This is a genomic window from Armatimonadota bacterium (assembly GCA_022563855.1).
In the GTDB taxonomy this organism is placed as follows: Bacteria; Armatimonadota; Fimbriimonadia; order Fimbriimonadales; family Fimbriimonadaceae; genus JADFMN01.
Genome location: JADFMN010000013.1, coordinates 49,693 through 67,341 on the forward strand (window position 1 = coordinate 49,693; position 17,649 = coordinate 67,341).

Sequence of the window (17,649 nt, forward strand, 5' to 3'; positions counted from 1 at the left end):
GTCGGCTGTCAAAGCCCTTTGGCCAGCGCCTTGGCCTTGTCGACCGTCTTGAAGTGCATCTTGGCGACGGCTGCGAGGGCATCCTCGCCCCTTTCGTCGATGATTCTTGCCGCGGTCTCATCCACCTGGAACCCAGCGCCCTTCGGCAGCGTGACCCCAAAATCTGCGCCGAGCCGCTGCAATCTGTGCAAGAACTCGGCGCGGGCGAGCACGCTGGCCGCAGCCACCGCGAGGTCGGCCTCAGCTCGGACCCTCGAAATCAGCTCGATGCTCCTTCCTTTTTGCATCAACGCCCGCTTGAGCCCGGCGGGGTTCGCAAACTGATCGCTGATGACGACGTTGCAATCCTGTTTCTCCAGCACGTCCTCGATCGCCCGCGCGTGTCCCCAGGCCAGTAGTTTGTTAAGATTCCCGATCTTCTTATACAATTCGTTATACTTTTTTGGGCCGATAGCGACGATGGAGTGTGGGCAAGTGCGCTTGATGACACGAGCGAGTAAGACCGCCTTCTTGTCGGTCAGCTTCTTGCTGTCCTGCACTTCTTCCAACTCTGAGCAGTGCTCGGGGCCGACGTAGCAAGCGGCGATCACGAGCGGCCCGAAGAAATCCCCCTTACCACTTTCGTCCACGCCGATCCGCTTGTCCGCCACGGGTTTGACGATACCTTGCGGCGGGGCGAGGCGCGGGGAACAAGGTGCGAGGATTCAGGGTTGAGGGTCTAGGGTCGACCATCATTGGGAGGGCGAGCGTCCTCGCGAGCCGCGTAAGCCGAGGAGTCTTGCTTGTGAACTCCTCATGGAGGGTCGTGCTCCTGTGCGACCTTACCTTTCGGCGACTACAACATTGGCATTGCGGCGGCAGCAATTCGAATGCTGACTGAATGCCGGCGCTCCGTCTGACCGCGAGAGCGGTGTCGCAGGAGCGCCACCCTCCAACACGACCGGGAAGTGTGAGCAAGCACGATCGCGCGTGTCAGGAACGCGTGTCAGCGAAAGCGCGTGTCAGGAACGCGTGTCAGCACAGCTACCAGGCATCTCTATCTCCTCCTTCTGAGCATCGCGCAGATTGCGCCGATCCCTAAGATGACGAACGTCGCGGGCTCGGGAACGAGCTGGATCATATCAACGTGCAGGGGCGCAAATTGAAGATCCTCATCACTGACGAACTCGAACATCACCCAACGAGCTTCGTCCGTCACGACTCCCGATCCTTGGTGAATGAGTTGACCGTCGAAATGCGCGGTCATCGAATCGCCCGTTCGCGCCATTCGGAATTCGTGCATGCCGCTGCGGGGCGCAGGAATGGAGTTGCTTCCGGCACCGTTGAACCATGCCGTGGCCAGCGGCGTCTCCCACGAAGGCCTCGCCTCGTAATTGACTACACCAATCGAAGAAAAACTGGGGAGAGCTAAGCTTCGAAGGATCCTCACTTGCAGCCGGTGAAACTCCGCTTCGTCCCAACCCATCAACACAGTCATTTCGAAGTCGGCCAGCGGATCCAGCCGTGCAAAGAGGTACACCTGTCTGAGCCCGGGGGGCCCCCCGAACAGTCGCGTAACGTGGAGCATGCTGTCGCTCACGTTGTGCTCCCACTGGGTACCCTCGCTGAAGAAGCGCCAGTGGCCGGCGAGCTCGTTTCCTTCGAAGTGATCGAAGAACTGCGCTGCCGCAGTGAGCGGCATCGCCAGCGCGAGCATCAAAACGTACTTTCTCATGATTCTCTCCTGTTAACGTTTAGCGTCTTACCAAACTCATTATACGACACATTCTTGTCCAGATCAGAACCACCCCAGTATGCAGGTAGATCATGTGAACGGCGATCAGACCGCTCTGCCAATAGCCTACTGCCAACAGCCTACTGCCCACAGGCGCGGCTCGCGAGGACGCTCGCCCTCCCAACTGCCAACTACCGAAGGTTCTCCGGATTCAAGCCCTCTAGCTCCGGCAGGACGAACAGCCCGTCCTTGCGGATCACCACCCCGTCGAAGAGAACCTCTCCGCCGCCGTACTCCGGCCGCTGGATGCAGACGATGTCCCAGTGCACTGCCGAGCGGTTGCCGTTGTCGGCGTCGTCGTAGGCGTTGCCGGGGGTCATGTGGAACGAGCCGCCGATCTTCTCGTCGAACAGCGTGTCCTTCATCGGGTGCATGACGTAGGGGTTGTAGCCGAGCGCCCACTCGCCGAAGTACCGCGCGCCCTCGTCGGTGTCGAGGATCTCGTTCATCTTGCGGGTCTGGTCGCCCGCGTCGCACTCGACGACCTTGCCGTCCTTGCACACGATCCGCACGTCCTTGAACTCCGTTCCCTGGTAGAGCGAGACCGTGTTGTACTGCAGCACGCCGTTGACCGAGTCGCGCACAGGCGAGGTGAAGCACTCGCCGTCGGGAATGTTCCGCAGTCCATAAGACTGCCGCACGTCGATGTCTTTGATACTGAACGCGATGTCCGTCCCCGGCCCTTTGATCTCGACCCTGTCGGTCTTGAGCATCAGCTCACGCAGAGGCTCTGCCGCCTTCTGCATGCGAGGGTAGTCCATCGTGCAGACGTCGAAGTAGAACTCCTCGAACGCGTCGGTCGACATCCCTGCCTGCTGCGCCATCGACGGACTCGGCCAGCGGAGCGCCACCCATTTGGTGTTCGGCACGCGCTCGCCCAGCACGACCGGCTGGACGAAGTTGCGGCTCCACATCGTCATGACCTCGTCCGGCACGTCGCCCGCCTCGCTCACGTTGTCGCTGCCGCGGATCGAGATGTAGGCGCTCATCTGCTTCATCTCGTACATCTCGATGTCGGCGATGGTCTTGACGTTCTCTTCCGTCATCCCCATCATGAGTTGGCGCTTGACCCGGTTGCTCTCGAGCCGCATCACTACCTGAGCACCCTTACTGCGAGCGACACGAACGACCTCTGCGACGACGGTGTCCGGAATGTCGATCGCATGAATCAGAACCGTGTCATCGGCGGACAGAGAGGTCGAGTGGGTGCAGAGCAGCTCGGCGAGCTTGGTGACGCGCGGGTCGGTCATGCGCGAAAGGTTACCGCCACGCACACGGACTGGTTCTCCTTTACGCCTTCTTGCGCCGGCAGCAAACACAGATGAACCTCGGTTGCCTTAGGAGGCCATGGCAGCTCCGCTTTGATTGAGCGCGTTGCGCGCTTGCCTTACTTCTGCCGAAGCGTTACGGTTCGATCGCCAAGGCCGTCGGTGAACGTCGCGGTCTCACCGTCCGGCCACGACACCCGAACCTCGACGGGACGGTCGTCCTTCCCGAATCCGAAGAAAAGGCACGACGTGGATTGAGAGAGATAACCCGAACCGGCGTAAACCTCCGCCGTCTGTTTCGCTCCTTTCTGCGACAGCACCGTCACCTTCGCGCCGACCGCTGTCGGGTTGCCGGGTTTGCCTTCAAGTCTCACATTCAGCAGTCTGTTCCCGGCGTTTCCCCTGTTCTGGAAAACGCGCAGCCTGCCGCTGTTGGTGCCGACGGTCAGGTCCGGCCAGCCGTCATCGTTGACGTCCGCAACGGCCATGCCCTTCGCGTCCTCCGGTACGATCAGCGCGCTCTCCTTCGGCCAGACAGGTGCGAACTCACCGTTTCCGAGGCCTTCGAGCAGGACGCTCAGTCCGCCGTCCCAGCGCCCGGTCTCCCGCTGAGGCCCGAAGAAGTTCTGGACGATGTAGATGTCCGGCGCGCCGTCTCCATTGAAGTCCGTAATGGAAACTCCATACCCCGGTGAGGCCTGGACGAAGCGCGGGAGCGGGCGCACGTCGAACGTACCGTCACCTCGGTTGATGAACACCGCTGATTCCAAGAAGTTTGCGCTCAGGCCAGTCGACTTCGAGAGCTTCTCCGGCGTGTAGATGTCCTGCGTCGTCGCCAGCGCAAACTCTCTGTACGTCCCGAACTTGTCGGCGACGAACGGCATCGCGTTTGCACTGCAGCTGCGTCCTCGCACCGGGTACTCCGTGCCGTCCTCGAACATCGACTCCACCAAGTCCAGGCGTCCGTCTCTGTCGAAGTCGCTCGCATACAGCCTGGCCGGATATTGCGGGCTGGCGATGTATTTGGTGTTGAGCCCGGCGTTGGTCGCTACGAAGTCGATGTCGCCGTCGCCGTCCACGTCACCCGCTGCGATGCCGTTCCACCAGCCGGTATGCCCCGCGAGCCCGGCCTCCTCCGTCGCATCGGCCAACTTGCCTTGCGCGTTGAGGTACAGCTTGACGGATCCCCATTCCACGGCGATCAAGAGGTCTGGCCACCCGTCCCCGTTCGCGTCGGACCACACCGCGCCGGTCACCAGTCCAATCCGCCTCAAACCGGGCGCAAGCGTGTCGCTGACGTCCACGAACTTTCCGCCGTCGTTGCGCAGGAGCCGACTGTTGGGCGTCTCCGGATACTTGCCCGGAACCACTCTAGCGCCGACGAACAGATCGAGGTCTCCGTCTCGGTCGAAGTCGCAGGCCGCCGCTACACTCCCGCTGTCCGCAAACGAAGGCAACGTCCCGGCGGACGCCTTCGCGAAGGAACCTGAGCCGTCGTTGAGGTACAGGCGATCGCGCAAGAGCCTGTTCCCCGGACTGCTTTCGACTCCTCCGCTCACGACGAACAGGTCCTGGTCGCCGTCGCCATCCGCATCAAACCAGAGACAGGCCATATCTTCGCAGGCCGCGTCTTCGTTCCAAGGCCCGCCAGTGGCCTTCACGAACTTGCCGTCTTCACCGCGAATGAAGAGCGCCCCCGGCTGGCCCGCCGCGCCACCGACGAACAGGTCATCGTCGCCGTCCCCATCCGCATCGCCCCAGGCGAGACCCGGACCCAGCTGCGAAAGCTTGTATGGCAAGAGCGGCTCCCGCTCGTAGTCGTCGAACGGCTGCTCCGTGTGAACAAACTCCAGGCCGGCCTCTCCGGTTGTGTCAACAAACTGCCCTTCATAATGAGCGGTCTTCGGCGGGGCTGGCCGCGACGAAGCTTTTGGCTCCGTCAACGTGTAAAACCTGTCGGCTCGCAAGTCCTTGACGACTTGCTTCACACCGCTCGGCCAATCTACGGTTAGCCGAGAGACGCGCTCCGAATCTCCCAGTCCGAAATGAATGAGCGGCTCGTCCTGCGACAGATACCCCCGGGCGAGCGTCAACTGCCTCACCTGCGATCCCGCCTCAGTTTCCACGGTTACCTTCGCCCCCACTCCGAAGCGGTTGCTCTGCGTACCGACGAGCCGGATCAGAAGCCTGTGCTCCGACTGGCTGTCGTTTCGATAAACGATCGCGGGGTCGTGCATGTTGTTTATAACGATGTCGAGATCCCCGTCGCGGTCTAAATCGGCGAACGCAGCCCCATGAGTCACGCCGCGAAAGTCGAGACCCCACTGCCCGCCCACGTTTTCAAACTCGAGGTCTCCGAGGTTTCGGAAAGCCAAGTTAGACTCAGGCTGGCGCGGGCGTTCGTCAATCAGCCGACTCGCCTCATCGTTGCGGCCCTGCTCCATCAACAACTCCCACTTTGTCGTCCAGTCTGAGTCGTTGACGTTCTTCTCCATTCCGTTCGTAACGAATACGTCCACCCGCCCATCGTTGTCGAGGTCGCCGAACTTGATCGACCAGCTCCAGTCCGTATTCGCCAGACCGGTCAAGTAGGCGACCTCCATCAAGCGGTCCGTGCCCGTGTTGAGGTAGAGCGTGTTCCGCATGTACTGTCTCGGCTCGGCGGAATCGAGGAACCACGCCGACCAGCCCATCGCGCCCATGGTGGTCTTCTGCATGAAGTGGGTGGTGCTGGACATGTCGCCGACCATGAGATCGAACAGCCCATCGTTGTTGATGTCCGCCGAGTCGGCGCCCATAGAGAACCACGTGGTGTGGGGAACGGTCTCCTCAATCACATCGGTAAAGGTGCCGTCGCCGTTGTTCCGGTAAAGGTGGTCGGACGACTTCAGATCGTTTGCCACGTAGATGTCAGACCAGCCGTCGTCGTTGTAGTCCCACCAGGTCGCCGACAGGCCCAAGTCATAGCCGCCGATGCCCGCCTCGTCCGACACGTTCGTGAAGGTCCCGTCGCCGTTGTTGCGGTAAAGAAAGTCTCTTTGGCCAGCTTCCACGTAACGCCCGCTCATGAGCGCCCACTGGTCCCACTGGTCCGGGCGGATGGTGAGTTCGCCGTCGATCTCAATGTACTGGATGATCGGTGCTTCTGCGTAGGCCGAGAGAAGACGGTAAGTTACGAGATACAGGTCGAGGTCGCCGTCCCGGTCGTAGTCCGCGAACGCAGCCATCGTGCTAGCGCCGGGGTTTGCAACGCCCGCAGCTGCGGCCGATTCCTTGAACGTGCCGTTGCCCTGGTTGATATACAGCAGGTCAGGAGCGTTGATGTTGCAGACGAACAGGTCGAGGTCGCCGTCGTTGTCGACGTCCGCAAAGCTGGCTCCGGCACCCATCGCATCCCCGCCGTCAACCCCGGCCTTCGACGTAACGTCTTCAAAAACCAGATCGCCGACTTGGCGGTACAAACGGTTGGCGCCGTCTTGGCTGACGAAATAGATATCCGGCTTTCCGTCGCCATCGTAGTCCCCAACGCACACGCCGGACCCGTTGAAGAGGTACTTCTTGTAATGCTCCTTCAGAAGAACGTTCTGAAAATCGATGCCCGACTCATCGGGGGAGAGAGCGTGAAAGAGCTGGTCACCGCCGCTTGAAGGGTTTGCGAGCGCCACCGACTTTACAAGGCTCTGTACGCGCGCATCTTTGCGGCATCCCGACAACAAGAAGAGAGCTGAAAAGAGTGCTCCACAAAGTAGCACAGTAGACGAAGAAACACGCCGGAATCCCGGGGTTCTGGTCGGAGCGCTGTTATTGCTCTGCATGTAACGATCTCCTTTCCCTGACCGCTCTCTGTTCGCCGGCGCGAAATCCTTGAAGGGCTGATCCAGGAACAAAGTATACAATAGTCGGGCTAGGTTCGCGGCCGCTGCACAGCGTTCGCAGGTGGCGTGCGGCGACGCCCGGATCAGCCATGCGCCAGTGGTTATCGCTAAGGACTAAGACGCCCCGGCACTTCTCTGTGCCAGGGCGTCGAGTTCAGCATTTAGCTGAGGTCGTTAGGCTGCCTTCTTGCGTCGTCTGCGAGCGACGAGCGCGGCTAGACCCAGGCCTAGAGCGATCATCGAAGCAGGCTCCGGGATCGGGGCCGCAATTCCGAGGTGCCCGTTGTTCCCAGTCTGGCCATCGAAGTCCCTTGGGTTCGGCGCGAACGGACCGGTCAGGTTGCCGGCAATGTCCGCGGTGAACCCGGTGTCCGGAGATCCCTGAAGCACGCCGGCCAGCGTGTAGCCGCCCGCCCGGTAGCCGCTCAGGCCGCCCTGGAGCGGAAACGAGAAGCCTGGTGACGGGTTCTGGCCGAAGTCTGACTGCCACTGCGTCCCAGTAGGCAGACCCGTGTTGGTGTCTACCTCGGCAACAAACGGCGGGTCTGTAGGGAGTGTCCCCCTGGTGTGCGCCCACAGGTTTCCGGTCGCGTCATCATACGCGAGTCCGTAGACGCTCATGTTGTTCGGGAACTGGTTGAGCAGAGCCCCGCCCATGGTGGTCTCGATCAGGTCGCTGCCGAAGCTCTGCGTCCAGAAGCTTCCCGCACCGGCGTTGCCGGTCGGGTCGAACGCAAGCGCGCGCCAGGTCGTGCCCGTGCCGGGCGTGGTGCCGAATATAATCTGAGTTCCGCCGCTTCCGTCGGCGTTGTGGCGAGCCACTCCCCCGCCCCAGCCGAAGTAGACGTTGTTCGCCCGGTCAACCGCGCCGTCTCGATACCCCCAGGCATCAGTCACAGCTCCAGCGACTTGGTTGTACTGGCCTGTGAGCGTGCCGGTCGCGTCCAGCAGATAGACCACATTTGCTCTACCGCCTGCAGCCGGGATGAGCCGAGACGAAAGGTGAAAAACCTGGGCATGGGCACCCGCGAAGCAAGCGCAAAGGGCAGCCGTAATCAAATATCTAGTTATTTTCATTTTCCCTCCATCAGGAATAAAATCAGTGCCGCACGACACAGCTAACCCTCGTGAGCTTCGCCGATCTGATTATATCGGTTCGTCAAGGGTTTTCGACAGAATGGCCGAATAACAGGTAGTTTCACCAGGTCACCTCTAACGTCCAGTACCAGGGTCGTACGGTGGATCAAGACGACGTCATCGGCGGACAGAGAGGTCGAGTGGGTGCAGAGCAGCTCGGCGAGCTTGGTGACGCGCGGGTCGGTCATGCGCGAAAGCTTACCGCCAGACACAAGAACGCCCCGGCACCGTCTGTGCCAGGGCGTCTAGTGCTAGTAGCTGAGGTCGTTAGGCGAGCTTCTTGCGCCGTCTGCGAGCGACGAGCGCTGCTACACCCAGGCCGAGAGCGATCATCGAAGCCGGCTCCGGAACCGCGTTGACCCTGTAGGCTACGTCAGCGCCGATGTCTATCCAGCCAGGAGGCCCGAAGAACCCGCCATTGGGGTTCGCCTGTATGGCATTGCTGCCGCCGTTGAAGGTGCCGGCAGCCCAACGGACAACGCCCGTCTGACCGAAGGGTGAGAAGTTCATTTCCGGCTGGATGCTGGCCCAGTACGTTCCCGCAGCTGGCAGCGTGAAATTAATCGTTGCGCCGAGCACCGACGTCTCGGCAAAGCCCATTGGGCCCGAAATGGTCATTGAGCCTGGCGCGAACGTCTGGGCATATATGTCACCCTGGTTCAATGCGCCTGCGGCGTTCGGCGATGAATAGATGTTGACGTGGTAGTTGGTAACCGTGCCATCGGTGAACATACCGTTCAAGAAGCCGGCGAATCCGCCCATGAGTACTTCGATAGTCGTGACAGTCAGTTGGCTGCCTGTAACAGTGAAGTCCTCAAGAACTTGAACGTCTAACGCGCTGTTCGCAGGACTGAAGTCCTGTGCAGCGTTCAAGCCCACCAAGTCTGCACCGGTGCCGCCTGTAATGTGATCGAGGACTTGTGCGTTGGCAAATGTGCCGAGCGCGAAAACCGCCACGATAACAAGGAATTTATTGCGCATATTTTTTTTCCTACTCCGATAGAAAGAATCTCGTCAATCCCAAGCGGACAGCCATTTGGCGCTTTTGCCGCTGGCCAAGCGGCTTCTAATAAACCGCCGCCGAAGGACCAACGCTCTGATCATATCCGAACTTGACCGAGGTATTTGATTATTTCAGGGGTTTAGGCCAAATACAGGCAAAGATACCAGGACGTTAATAATGCCAGTCCAGGTTCGTCACGAGCTTTGCGTGCCGCTCGATGTACTCGCGCCTCGGTTCCACCTTGTCGCCCATCAGCCGAATGAACATGGCCTCGATCTCGACTTCTTCGGCCCGATCGTAGTTCACGCGCACGAGCTTGCGGCCTTCTGTGGACATGGTCGTCTCCTCCAGCTCCTCGGCCATCATCTCCCCGAGGCCCTTGAACCTGGTGACCGTGTACTTCTTCCGGCCGAGCTTGCTGATGATCTCGTCCCTCTCTTCTTCGCTGGCGGCGTAATGCCTCTCGCTGCTGCCCACCTTGATGACGAAGAGCGGCGGCTGTGCGAGGTAGATGTGCCCGTTGACGACCAGCGGCTTCATATACCGATAGAAGAACGTGAGCAGCAGAGTGCGGATGTGCTCTCCGTCCACGTCGGCGTCCGTCATGATGATGACCTTGTGGTAGCGCAGCTTGCTCAGGTCGAAGTTGTGCCCGCCTCCGTTTTCTTCAGCCTCGCCGATCGAGCCGTCGAGTCCGCCTCTGATCGTATCGACCGCGATGCCGACGCCTAAAGCCGCGATCAGGGATTTGATCTCTTCGTTGTCGAGCGCCTTTTCCAGCCTGGCACGCTCGACGTTCAGGATCTTGCCGCGCAGCGGCAGCACAGCCTGGGTCATCCTGTCGCGCGCCTGCTTCGCCGATCCGCCCGCCGAGTCGCCCTCGACCAGGAAGAGCTCGCACTCGGCGGCGTTCTTGCTGACGCAGTCGCTCAGCTTGCCAGGCAGGCCGAAGGAGTCCATAGCCGAGCTTCGCTTGATAGCCTCTGCCGCCTTGCGCGCCTCCTCTCGCGCTCTCTGCGCGATCGAGGCCTTTTCAACGATCCCTTTCGCTATGCCCGGATTCTCTTCGAGGAACTCCAGTAGTCCGTCGCCGACCAGCGAGTTCGTCGCGCCTTGTACTTCGGGGGTCACGAGCTTCACCTTGTCCTGCGAGTTGTAGCTCGGCTCTTCGAGCTTGAGGGCGATCACGCAGGTCAACCCCTCGGCGACGTCGTCGGCGGAGAAGTTCTTGTCCCTCTCCTTGATCAGGTTCATCTTGCGGCCGTAAGAGTTGATGACCCTGGTCAGCGCCTGGCCGAACCCCGAAACGTGCGTCCCGCCGTCCGGCTGGTGGATGTTGTTGGAGTACGCGAGCAAGCTGGTGTGGTACCCCTTCTGGTACTGCATGGCGACCTCGATCTCCATCCCTTTGCGAACTCGCTGAAAGTAGATCGGCTTGTGCATCGGGTCGTTCTCGGCGTTCATGTCCTCGACGAGCTGCACGATGCCCTGCTTGAAGCAGAACGTCTCGTTCTGCTCCGGATCCACCTCGTCCTCGAACACGATCTTGAGGCCCGCGTTCAAGTACGCGATCTCCTTGAGGCGATGCTTGATGATGTGGCGGTCGATCTCGATCGTCGTCAGGACTTCCTTGTCGGGCAGCCAATGGATGATCGTTCCGGTTCGGTCAGAATCGCCGACTACCTCGACGGAAGACGTGGGCTTGCCGGCCGCGTAGCTCTGCCGGTACACCTTGCCGTCTCGGTGCACGGTTGCGATCAGCCACTTGGAGAGGGCGTTCGTACACGAGACGCCTACGCCGTGCAGCCCGCCCGAGACCTTGTAGCCGCTGCCGCCAAACTTGCCGCCTGCGTACAGCACGGTCATGATGACCTCGAGAGCGGACGCCTTCTCCTTCTTCATGACCCCGACTGGGATCCCCCGCCCGTTGTCGTCGACGCTGAGCGAGCCGTCCCTGTACAGCTTGACGAGGATCTCGGTGCAGTGTCCGGCCAGCGCCTCGTCGACCGAGTTGTCGAGCACCTCGCGGAACATCTGGTGCAGCCCCTTCTTGCCGTTGTCGCCGACGAACATGTCAGGGCGCTTCCGCACCGCTTCGAGCCCTTCAAGAACCTGGATGTCGGCGGCGGTATAGGCGCCTTCGATCTTCTTGTTCAGCTTCTCCTGGGTGTTCTGCTCGTTGTCCTTTTCGTCTTTGTTTTCCGGCATAGAGGTCTCTTTGACTGTGGCTTGGAAGCGGTGGTCAGACCATGCGAATTTCAGGTCGCATTCTAAAGTGGATTGTACCCTCATTTCAGGGCGATTCCGGGTTCGAATTGGGCCGATTCCGAAACCTGTTCCAGCCTGCTCGATTCCCGGGCTCGACTGACGCCCTCGGCCATAATCTGCCCGATGCCTCTGCTCGAGAGCCTGGCGCACCGGTTGCTCCTCGGCCTGCCCGCCGAGACCGCGCACAATCTGGCTCTCAAGTTCATTTCGCGGGGCCTTTCTCGCGATCGTCAAGTCCGCGGCGGAGACCTCTCGCACTCACTGTTCGGGGTGCGCTTCCCCAACCCGGTCGGTCTCGCGGCGGGGTTCGACAAAGACGCCGTGGCCGTCGAGGGTTGGAAGAGGCTCGGCTTCGGATTCGTCGAGCTCGGCACGGTGACGCGACACGCTCAGCCGGGCAACCCCAAGCCTCGGATGTTCCGACTGAAGCCGCAGCGAGCGCTGATCAACCGGCTGGGGTTCAACAACCACGGCGCGGACGCGATGGCTCGGAACTTGGAGGGCAAACAGGCCGGGATACCGCTGGGCGTGAACATCGGCAAGTCGAAGGCGACCCCGCTCGACGAAGCGCACGCTGACTACGCGTATTCGTATTCGCTTCTGAAACGGTTCGCAGACTACGTTGTCGTCAACGTATCTTCGCCGAACACGCCGGGGTTGCGCGAGCTTCAGGACAAAGACTCCCTTCGCAAGATTCTGGAGACGCTCAAGGAGATCGACCCGCGCAAGCCGCTGTTCGTCAAGATCGCGCCCGACCTGACGCCCGGTGGGATTGAAGACGTTGTCGCGGTTTCGCAGGAGATGGACCTCACCGGCATCGTCTGCACCAACACGACGGTCTCGCGCGACATGCTCCATCTTAACCCAGCTATCGAAGGCGGCCTCTCCGGCGCCCCGCTGACAGCGATGGCCGACGAAGCGCTGCGGTTCACTAAGGAGTGCGCGGGCGACTCGCTGAAACTGATCGGAGTCGGCGGGATCATGAGCGCCTCTGACGCGCGCCGAAAACTAGAGCTCGGCGCTGACCTTGTGCAGGTCTACACCGGCTGGGTGTACGGCGGCCCGGGGTTCGTCTCTGAGCTAGTGGGCTGCCTGGGAGAATGGGACATATAGGTCGTATAGGTCCTATAAGTCTTATAAGACCTATCTCTCCCCAGGCAGAACGATCCCGCGCATGATCACCCGCTGCGCGGCCAGGAAAACCAGCACCGACGGGATCGCCGCCAACGCGACCGCAGCCATCATCACCGACTTCGGCGCGATCTGCTGGAGCTGGTAGATGAACACCATCAGCGTCCAGATCTCGCGGTCCTGCGCGACCAGGAACGCGTGCAGGAACGCGCCGTACGCACCCATGAACGCCAGCAGCGCCATGTAGCCGAGCACCGGCTTGCTGAGCGGCAGCGCCAGGCGCAGCATCATGCGCGACTCGCTCGCGCCGTCGATCTGCCCGCTCTCGAACACCTCGCGCGGCAGCGAGTCGAAGAACCCCTTGAGCAGGAAGATCATATACCCGTTGGCCGCCGTCGGCAGCACCAGAGCCGCGAACGTGTTGAGCAGCCCCATGTTCTTCAGCAGCAGGAACGCCGGGATCATCGCTACCTCCGCCGGGAACGCCATCGTCGCCAGCAGGAAGATCAGAATCCGCGCGGTCGCCTTCATCGGGAACCGGGAGAGCGCGTACGCCGCCAGCGGGTTGACGATGAGCTGGGTCAGCACCGCGAGCACGCAGAAGATCACGGTGTTCCACAGCGCGCCGCCGTGCAGGGCGATGTAGTCGATCACGTACCTGTAGTTGCGACTGGACATCTCTCGCCTGACTTGGCCTCGATCGGCGTTCAACGTCGCCAGGTCGAACGCCCGCGTCGGCATCGGCTCCTTCGAGATTTGTGCCCAGAGCATCTCGGCGTTCGTAGTCCTGAATCTCTCAGGCAGCGCTTCTGCCTCGAACTCAGAGGCTTCTGGCGACGAGGCGTCCCACGGGATCTGCTCGAACTGCGCGGCCTCTCCGCGAATGCTCGCTGGAACGAGGTCGATCTGTGCGCCGTACTTGGACCGCAGGAACTCCTGGAAGATCCGCGTGGTTCGGATCGGGATTCGGAACTCGCTCGGCAGAGAACCCTTGAACCGCAGCCAGTCCTCCCACTTCCGATCCTGGCTCGGGCGCCACCCCTTTCTCTCCAGCAGTTCGTTCGGCACGGCGATCGTCTGGAACGCGCCGTTGATCTCGTTGTAGTCCGAGTTCAGCGCGTCGATGTCGCCGTCGTACTCCTCGCGCAGCCACCCCTGCCAGCGCATCGTCAACCTTCCGGTGATGTGGTTCGGCGCGTTGCGGAACCCGGCCAGCCAGAGGTCGGGAGGAAGGTCAAGCAGAAGCTGATCGTACTTGGCGACGGTGTCCGCTGAGGCGTCGGCTCCGGCGCTTGAGAACGAGATCAGCGAAAGGTCGCCGGCGTACTTGTCGTCGATGTACTTCTCAACCAGCTCCTGGTCGTCGGTCCAGAACGACGGGATGATCCGGTTGTCGTCCTGGTCGGTCGGCCCCTTGAACCCGGTCGAGACCATCATCAGGAACGGGTACAGCGTAGTGATCGCGGCCAGCGACAGCACCGCGTACAGCACCGCCATCGCAAACCGAGCCCGCGCCCCCCGCCGTCCGACTTTCCCGACTACCGGCATCCTAAGGCGATTCTGTCAGGCTCCGTGGTCTGCTGTCGCGGTCAATCAGTCAGGAACTGCACAGGACTTCCTGGCTAGTCAGCATCTTTGCGGTGCTGTCAGGTCGTCAGGCAAGCAACGACCTGACATGGTCCAGTGCCTGATCGGTCTTCTCCACCGATAAGCTGTCGAGCTTGCGAAGTGCTACAGCATCAACCATGGTCCACAGGTGCGAGGGGCGGATGTAACTGCAACCGTCTGGATCGTTCGCCATGAAATCCGCGCCGGTCGCGTCCGAGTGCCCAATTGGAATCAATGCCTGGTCATTGGGGTCATTCTGCGAACTGATCATGCAAACCAAATAGTCGGACGAACCGCCATACGCAACTTCAGCGAGAATGAGAGCTGGGCGCCGCTTTTCTCCACCCTCTTTGAGCGGGAACGGCACGACAACAATATCGCCTCTTACAAATCTGCCCATGCGGCATCCTCTTCAGATGCATTCCACACCCGAGAGAGCGCATCTTCAGACAGCAATTGGCATTCGAGGCGCTCTGATGCACTGCGCAATGCGTCAAAGTCAATTGTTATGTACACCGACTTCACCGTGATGTCGCCATCATGCTCTCCCTTTGTGACCTGACCGACAAATTCTCGGTCGGACACCTCGTCATAAAACACTGCTGCCATTTTATTTCCTCTGAGTTACCTCAAATTGGCGCATCGCCAGCAATTCGCTCTCGCAGGTCACTTCAACCGAATGTTGCCCTACGGAAGGGAACACGATACCACGGAACTCTAAGACCATATCCAACACCTGCAAAGGGCTGTCTGCCCGGATTTCGCCTTTCATCTCTAACAGCGAGGCTCCTTCCGGCTGGACGATCCGCACCATGATCTGGCATGGTTCCAAAACGTTCGTGAGGCTGATAACTACGAACATTCGATCGTGCCGCATCGGAGACTGGGAGCCGCTGATGCCGTTAAACGTGCCTATAAATGACTTGTTGCCGGTTCTTTTGTCCTCTACGACGTAGTCGCAGAGTAATAAGGCGACACACCGAGGAGACTCCGAAGCCATGCGACCTTTATTCTACAACGAATCGTCGGTGCAGATTGTTCTCGCGATTAGTCCTCCAGGTTCAAAGCCCCGCACCTTCACGTCAATTTGAGTCAACGCTTCTCGGCGTCCTTCTTCTCCTTCTCCCTGCGCCTCGCCTCTTCCTGCTTTGCCTCGTCAAGCTCCTCTTTCGGAACTTGAGCTATCTTCTCTGCGAGGTCTCTGAACTTGTCTGAGTCCGCGTTGTCGGGCATCTGTTCTCTTTCGGGTTCCATTGGGGCCCCCACGTTCTTGTAATCGACACCCCTATTGTACTAGGTTCAAGACAACCTAGCCTCCACGCTCCGAAAGCTCGATTACTGGCTCTTTTCGCGCTGGTTCAGCCAAGAAATCCACGCGTATTTGTACTGGGATAGACTCAAACCCCGTAAAAATACCAGAATCCCAGTATTTTTACCAGGTACCCAGCATTTCTAACAGGGAATACAGGGCTTGTCAGGCACGCAGATCGGCTCCCCTCCGGAGCTAGCCAAGGATGGCGAGCTGCGGGCCTTACGGAGGAAAAAAGGAAAAATGTCTTTTCGCATTAACACAAACCTTTCGGCGATGAATGCGCTCCGAAATCTCAACATGACGGGCGTACGATTGGCCACTTCGATTACCCGCCTATCGACCGGACTCAGAATCAATTCGGCAGCAGACGACCCTTCTGGCCTGATCGCATCGGAGAACTTCCGCGTGCAGATCAGCGGCGCAGACCAAGCGATCCGCAACAGCCAAGACGCCCTCAACTACACAAAAACAGCTGAAGGCGCCCTCGACGAAATATCGCGACTCATGCGAGAGGTTCGGTCTCTTGCAGTCGCATCTGCGAACACGGCGACCTTGAGCAGCTCGCAGCTCCAAGCCAACCAGACGCAGGTCCAACTCATTACTAAGTCCATCGATCGTATTGCGGAGCAAACTCAGTTCGGTCGAAAGAAGATCCTCAACGGAACGGCAGGCATCAACGCTATCGTCGTCGACTCGGTTAATATCAAGTCCCTCAACTTGGGCGGACAGATCGGTACACAGACGCTACAGCAAGACGGAGCAGTTGATGTCAACGTAACGACCGTTGCAACCAAGGCAACGCACACTGGCACGAGGACGACGGCTGCCGCCGACCTCGCGACATACGTCAACACTGCGCTCGGCGCGCCTGGCTCGTTCAGCATCAACGGCCATACGATCACCATGTCGGCATCGGAAACCTTCGGCGACATCGTATCGAGGGTGAACGAACTGTCCGGCCAGACAGGCGTAATCGCAGAGGCGATTTTCGGTGGCGGCGTCGGTCAGATCCAGTTGCGGCAGACGACGTTCGGCTCTAACTTCAAGGTCAACCTCGTCGATGCCAGCGGCATCATTCAGACGACAGCCGGCACAGCCAGCGTCGCAGGAATTGACGCAATCGCGGACGTGACTGTCAGCAACCTGACGCCAGTCACCTTCACCGCTGGCGCGAGCGGCTCCGACGGCCTGACTCTGTCCGACGTCAACGGCAACCGCGTTGTCTTGACAGTAGCCGGCAACGCGATCGCCAATCTGGTCGGCGCTGGCCAGGTCATCGTCGGCTCGGCGCAGTTCCAGATCGGCGGCAACGCAGGTCAGACGACCTCGCTCTCGATCCCGAACTTCAGCTCGAGCGCGCTCGGATTCTCGGGCATCGATCTGACGACGGCCGCAGGAGCGACAGCAGCAATCGAAATCGTCGATAATGCAATAGACGGCCTGAACCTGAAGCGCGGAGAGATCGGATCGTTCATGCGGCACGTGCTGCAGTCGAACATTCGCTCGCTCGGCGTGACAAAGGAGAACTTGATTGCGACAGAGTCGATGATTCGTGACACCGACATTGCCGAGGAGATGACCAACTTCACGAAACTACAGATTCTGCAACAGACCGGCTTGTCCGTGCTGGCGCAGGCTAACGCGGCTCCTCAGTCCGTTCTCTCTCTTCTGAGAGGCTAAATTGAAAGCCGCAATGAACGCGAAGAGACGCCCGGGGTTAACGCCCCGGGCAACCTCTCCGCAATTTGAAACCGCGTGGCGCCCGCCGCCAGAACGCATCCCCGCTTAGGGCGTCACGCATTTTCTTCTCTCTCTTTATTCTGCGGCGGTACTCTCTTCTGCCGCATGTCTCCCGTCTACCTTCCCGACGAGGCCGCCACCCGCGCGCTCGGGGCCAAGCTCGCGAGCAAGCTGACGGCCGGAGACGTGGTACTCGTTTCCGGCGTGCTCGGTGCAGGGAAGACGACTCTCGTCCGCGGTCTCTTGCAGGCGCTCGGCCACACCGAGCCGGTGCGCTCGCCGACCTTCAACCTCATCCAGATCTTCGACACAGACCCGCCCGTGATGCACGCCGACCTTTTCCGCGTGAAATCGCACACCGGGATCGGGATCGAGGACTACCTGGGCACCCACCTCTGCTTGATCGAGTGGCCTGATCGCGCCAAGGGGCTGGTTGAGCCCTCGCATAGCTGGCGCGTCGAACTGGCGTTTGCTGAGAAGGGCAGGACAGCGGTTGTCGAACCGCCCGAATTGTGACGAGCCATACTATCGGC

Annotated in this window: 15 protein-coding genes; 3 read left to right on the forward strand and 12 right to left on the reverse strand. The window is 60.3% G+C overall.

Features of this window, described 5'->3' with window-relative positions:
- Nucleotides 1-8 precede the first annotated feature (8 nt).
- The 7 genes from rnhC to IH944_13585 form a co-directional block, all read right to left on the reverse strand.
- Nucleotides 9-662, reverse strand: a complete 654-nt coding sequence (rnhC, locus tag IH944_13555; protein ID MCH7905576.1) for a ribonuclease HIII — start codon at nt 660-662, stop codon at nt 9-11.
- A 374-nt stretch (nt 663-1,036) separates the two neighbouring features.
- Nucleotides 1,037-1,714 carry a PEP-CTERM sorting domain-containing protein gene (locus IH944_13560; protein ID MCH7905577.1) on the reverse strand — a complete coding sequence of 226 codons (678 nt, stop codon included), beginning with the start codon at nt 1,712-1,714 and terminating at the stop codon, nt 1,037-1,039.
- A 191-nt stretch (nt 1,715-1,905) separates the two neighbouring features.
- Entirely contained in the window at nt 1,906-3,024 is a 1,119-nt protein-coding gene (locus tag IH944_13565) for an aminopeptidase (protein MCH7905578.1), read from the reverse strand.
- Nucleotides 3,025-3,161: 137 nt separating this feature from the next.
- On the reverse strand, nt 3,162-6,707 hold the full coding sequence (locus IH944_13570; protein MCH7905579.1) for a VCBS repeat-containing protein: 3,546 nt from the start codon (nt 6,705-6,707) through the stop codon (nt 3,162-3,164).
- A 384-nt stretch (nt 6,708-7,091) separates the two neighbouring features.
- A complete protein-coding gene (locus IH944_13575; GenBank protein MCH7905580.1) occupies nt 7,092-7,994 on the reverse strand; it encodes a PEP-CTERM sorting domain-containing protein in 903 nt (300 codons plus the stop codon).
- Nucleotides 7,995-8,321: 327 nt separating this feature from the next.
- Nucleotides 8,322-9,035, reverse strand: coding sequence for a PEP-CTERM sorting domain-containing protein (locus IH944_13580; protein MCH7905581.1), 714 nt, complete (start codon nt 9,033-9,035; stop codon nt 8,322-8,324).
- 193 nt (nt 9,036-9,228) lie between these two features.
- Complete coding sequence (locus IH944_13585; GenBank protein ID MCH7905582.1) at nt 9,229-11,265, reverse strand: type IIA DNA topoisomerase subunit B; 2,037 nt, start codon at nt 11,263-11,265, stop codon at nt 9,229-9,231.
- A gap of 183 nt (nt 11,266-11,448) precedes the next feature.
- Here IH944_13585 and IH944_13590 point away from each other — a divergent pair, with 183 nt between their 5' ends.
- On the forward strand, nt 11,449-12,438 hold the full coding sequence (locus tag IH944_13590; protein MCH7905583.1) for a quinone-dependent dihydroorotate dehydrogenase: 990 nt from the start codon (nt 11,449-11,451) through the stop codon (nt 12,436-12,438).
- A 30-nt stretch (nt 12,439-12,468) separates the two neighbouring features.
- On the opposite strand, the gene IH944_13595 is transcribed toward IH944_13590, so the two are convergent.
- The 5 genes from IH944_13595 to IH944_13615 form a co-directional block, all read right to left on the reverse strand.
- Nucleotides 12,469-14,004 carry a carbohydrate ABC transporter permease gene (locus IH944_13595; protein ID MCH7905584.1) on the reverse strand — a complete coding sequence of 512 codons (1,536 nt, stop codon included), beginning with the start codon at nt 14,002-14,004 and terminating at the stop codon, nt 12,469-12,471.
- A 106-nt stretch (nt 14,005-14,110) separates the two neighbouring features.
- Complete coding sequence (locus tag IH944_13600; GenBank protein MCH7905585.1) at nt 14,111-14,464, reverse strand: type II toxin-antitoxin system PemK/MazF family toxin; 354 nt, start codon at nt 14,462-14,464, stop codon at nt 14,111-14,113.
- Nucleotides 14,449-14,673, reverse strand: a complete 225-nt coding sequence (locus IH944_13605) for a hypothetical protein (GenBank protein ID MCH7905586.1) — start codon at nt 14,671-14,673, stop codon at nt 14,449-14,451. The genes IH944_13600 and IH944_13605 overlap by 16 nt, the downstream gene beginning before the upstream one ends.
- Before the next feature lies 1 nt (nt 14,674).
- Nucleotides 14,675-15,064 carry a hypothetical protein gene (locus IH944_13610; GenBank protein ID MCH7905587.1) on the reverse strand — a complete coding sequence of 130 codons (390 nt, stop codon included), beginning with the start codon at nt 15,062-15,064 and terminating at the stop codon, nt 14,675-14,677.
- A 92-nt stretch (nt 15,065-15,156) separates the two neighbouring features.
- Entirely contained in the window at nt 15,157-15,318 is a 162-nt protein-coding gene (locus IH944_13615) for a hypothetical protein (protein MCH7905588.1), read from the reverse strand.
- Between the two features lie 298 nt (nt 15,319-15,616).
- Between IH944_13615 and IH944_13620 the strand changes: the two genes are divergently transcribed.
- Both IH944_13620 and tsaE read left to right on the forward strand, forming a co-directional pair.
- On the forward strand, nt 15,617-17,056 hold the full coding sequence (locus tag IH944_13620; protein ID MCH7905589.1) for a hypothetical protein: 1,440 nt from the start codon (nt 15,617-15,619) through the stop codon (nt 17,054-17,056).
- Between the two features lie 165 nt (nt 17,057-17,221).
- Nucleotides 17,222-17,632, forward strand: a complete 411-nt coding sequence (tsaE, locus tag IH944_13625; protein MCH7905590.1) for a tRNA (adenosine(37)-N6)-threonylcarbamoyltransferase complex ATPase subunit type 1 TsaE — start codon at nt 17,222-17,224, stop codon at nt 17,630-17,632.
- Nucleotides 17,633-17,649 lie beyond the last annotated feature (17 nt).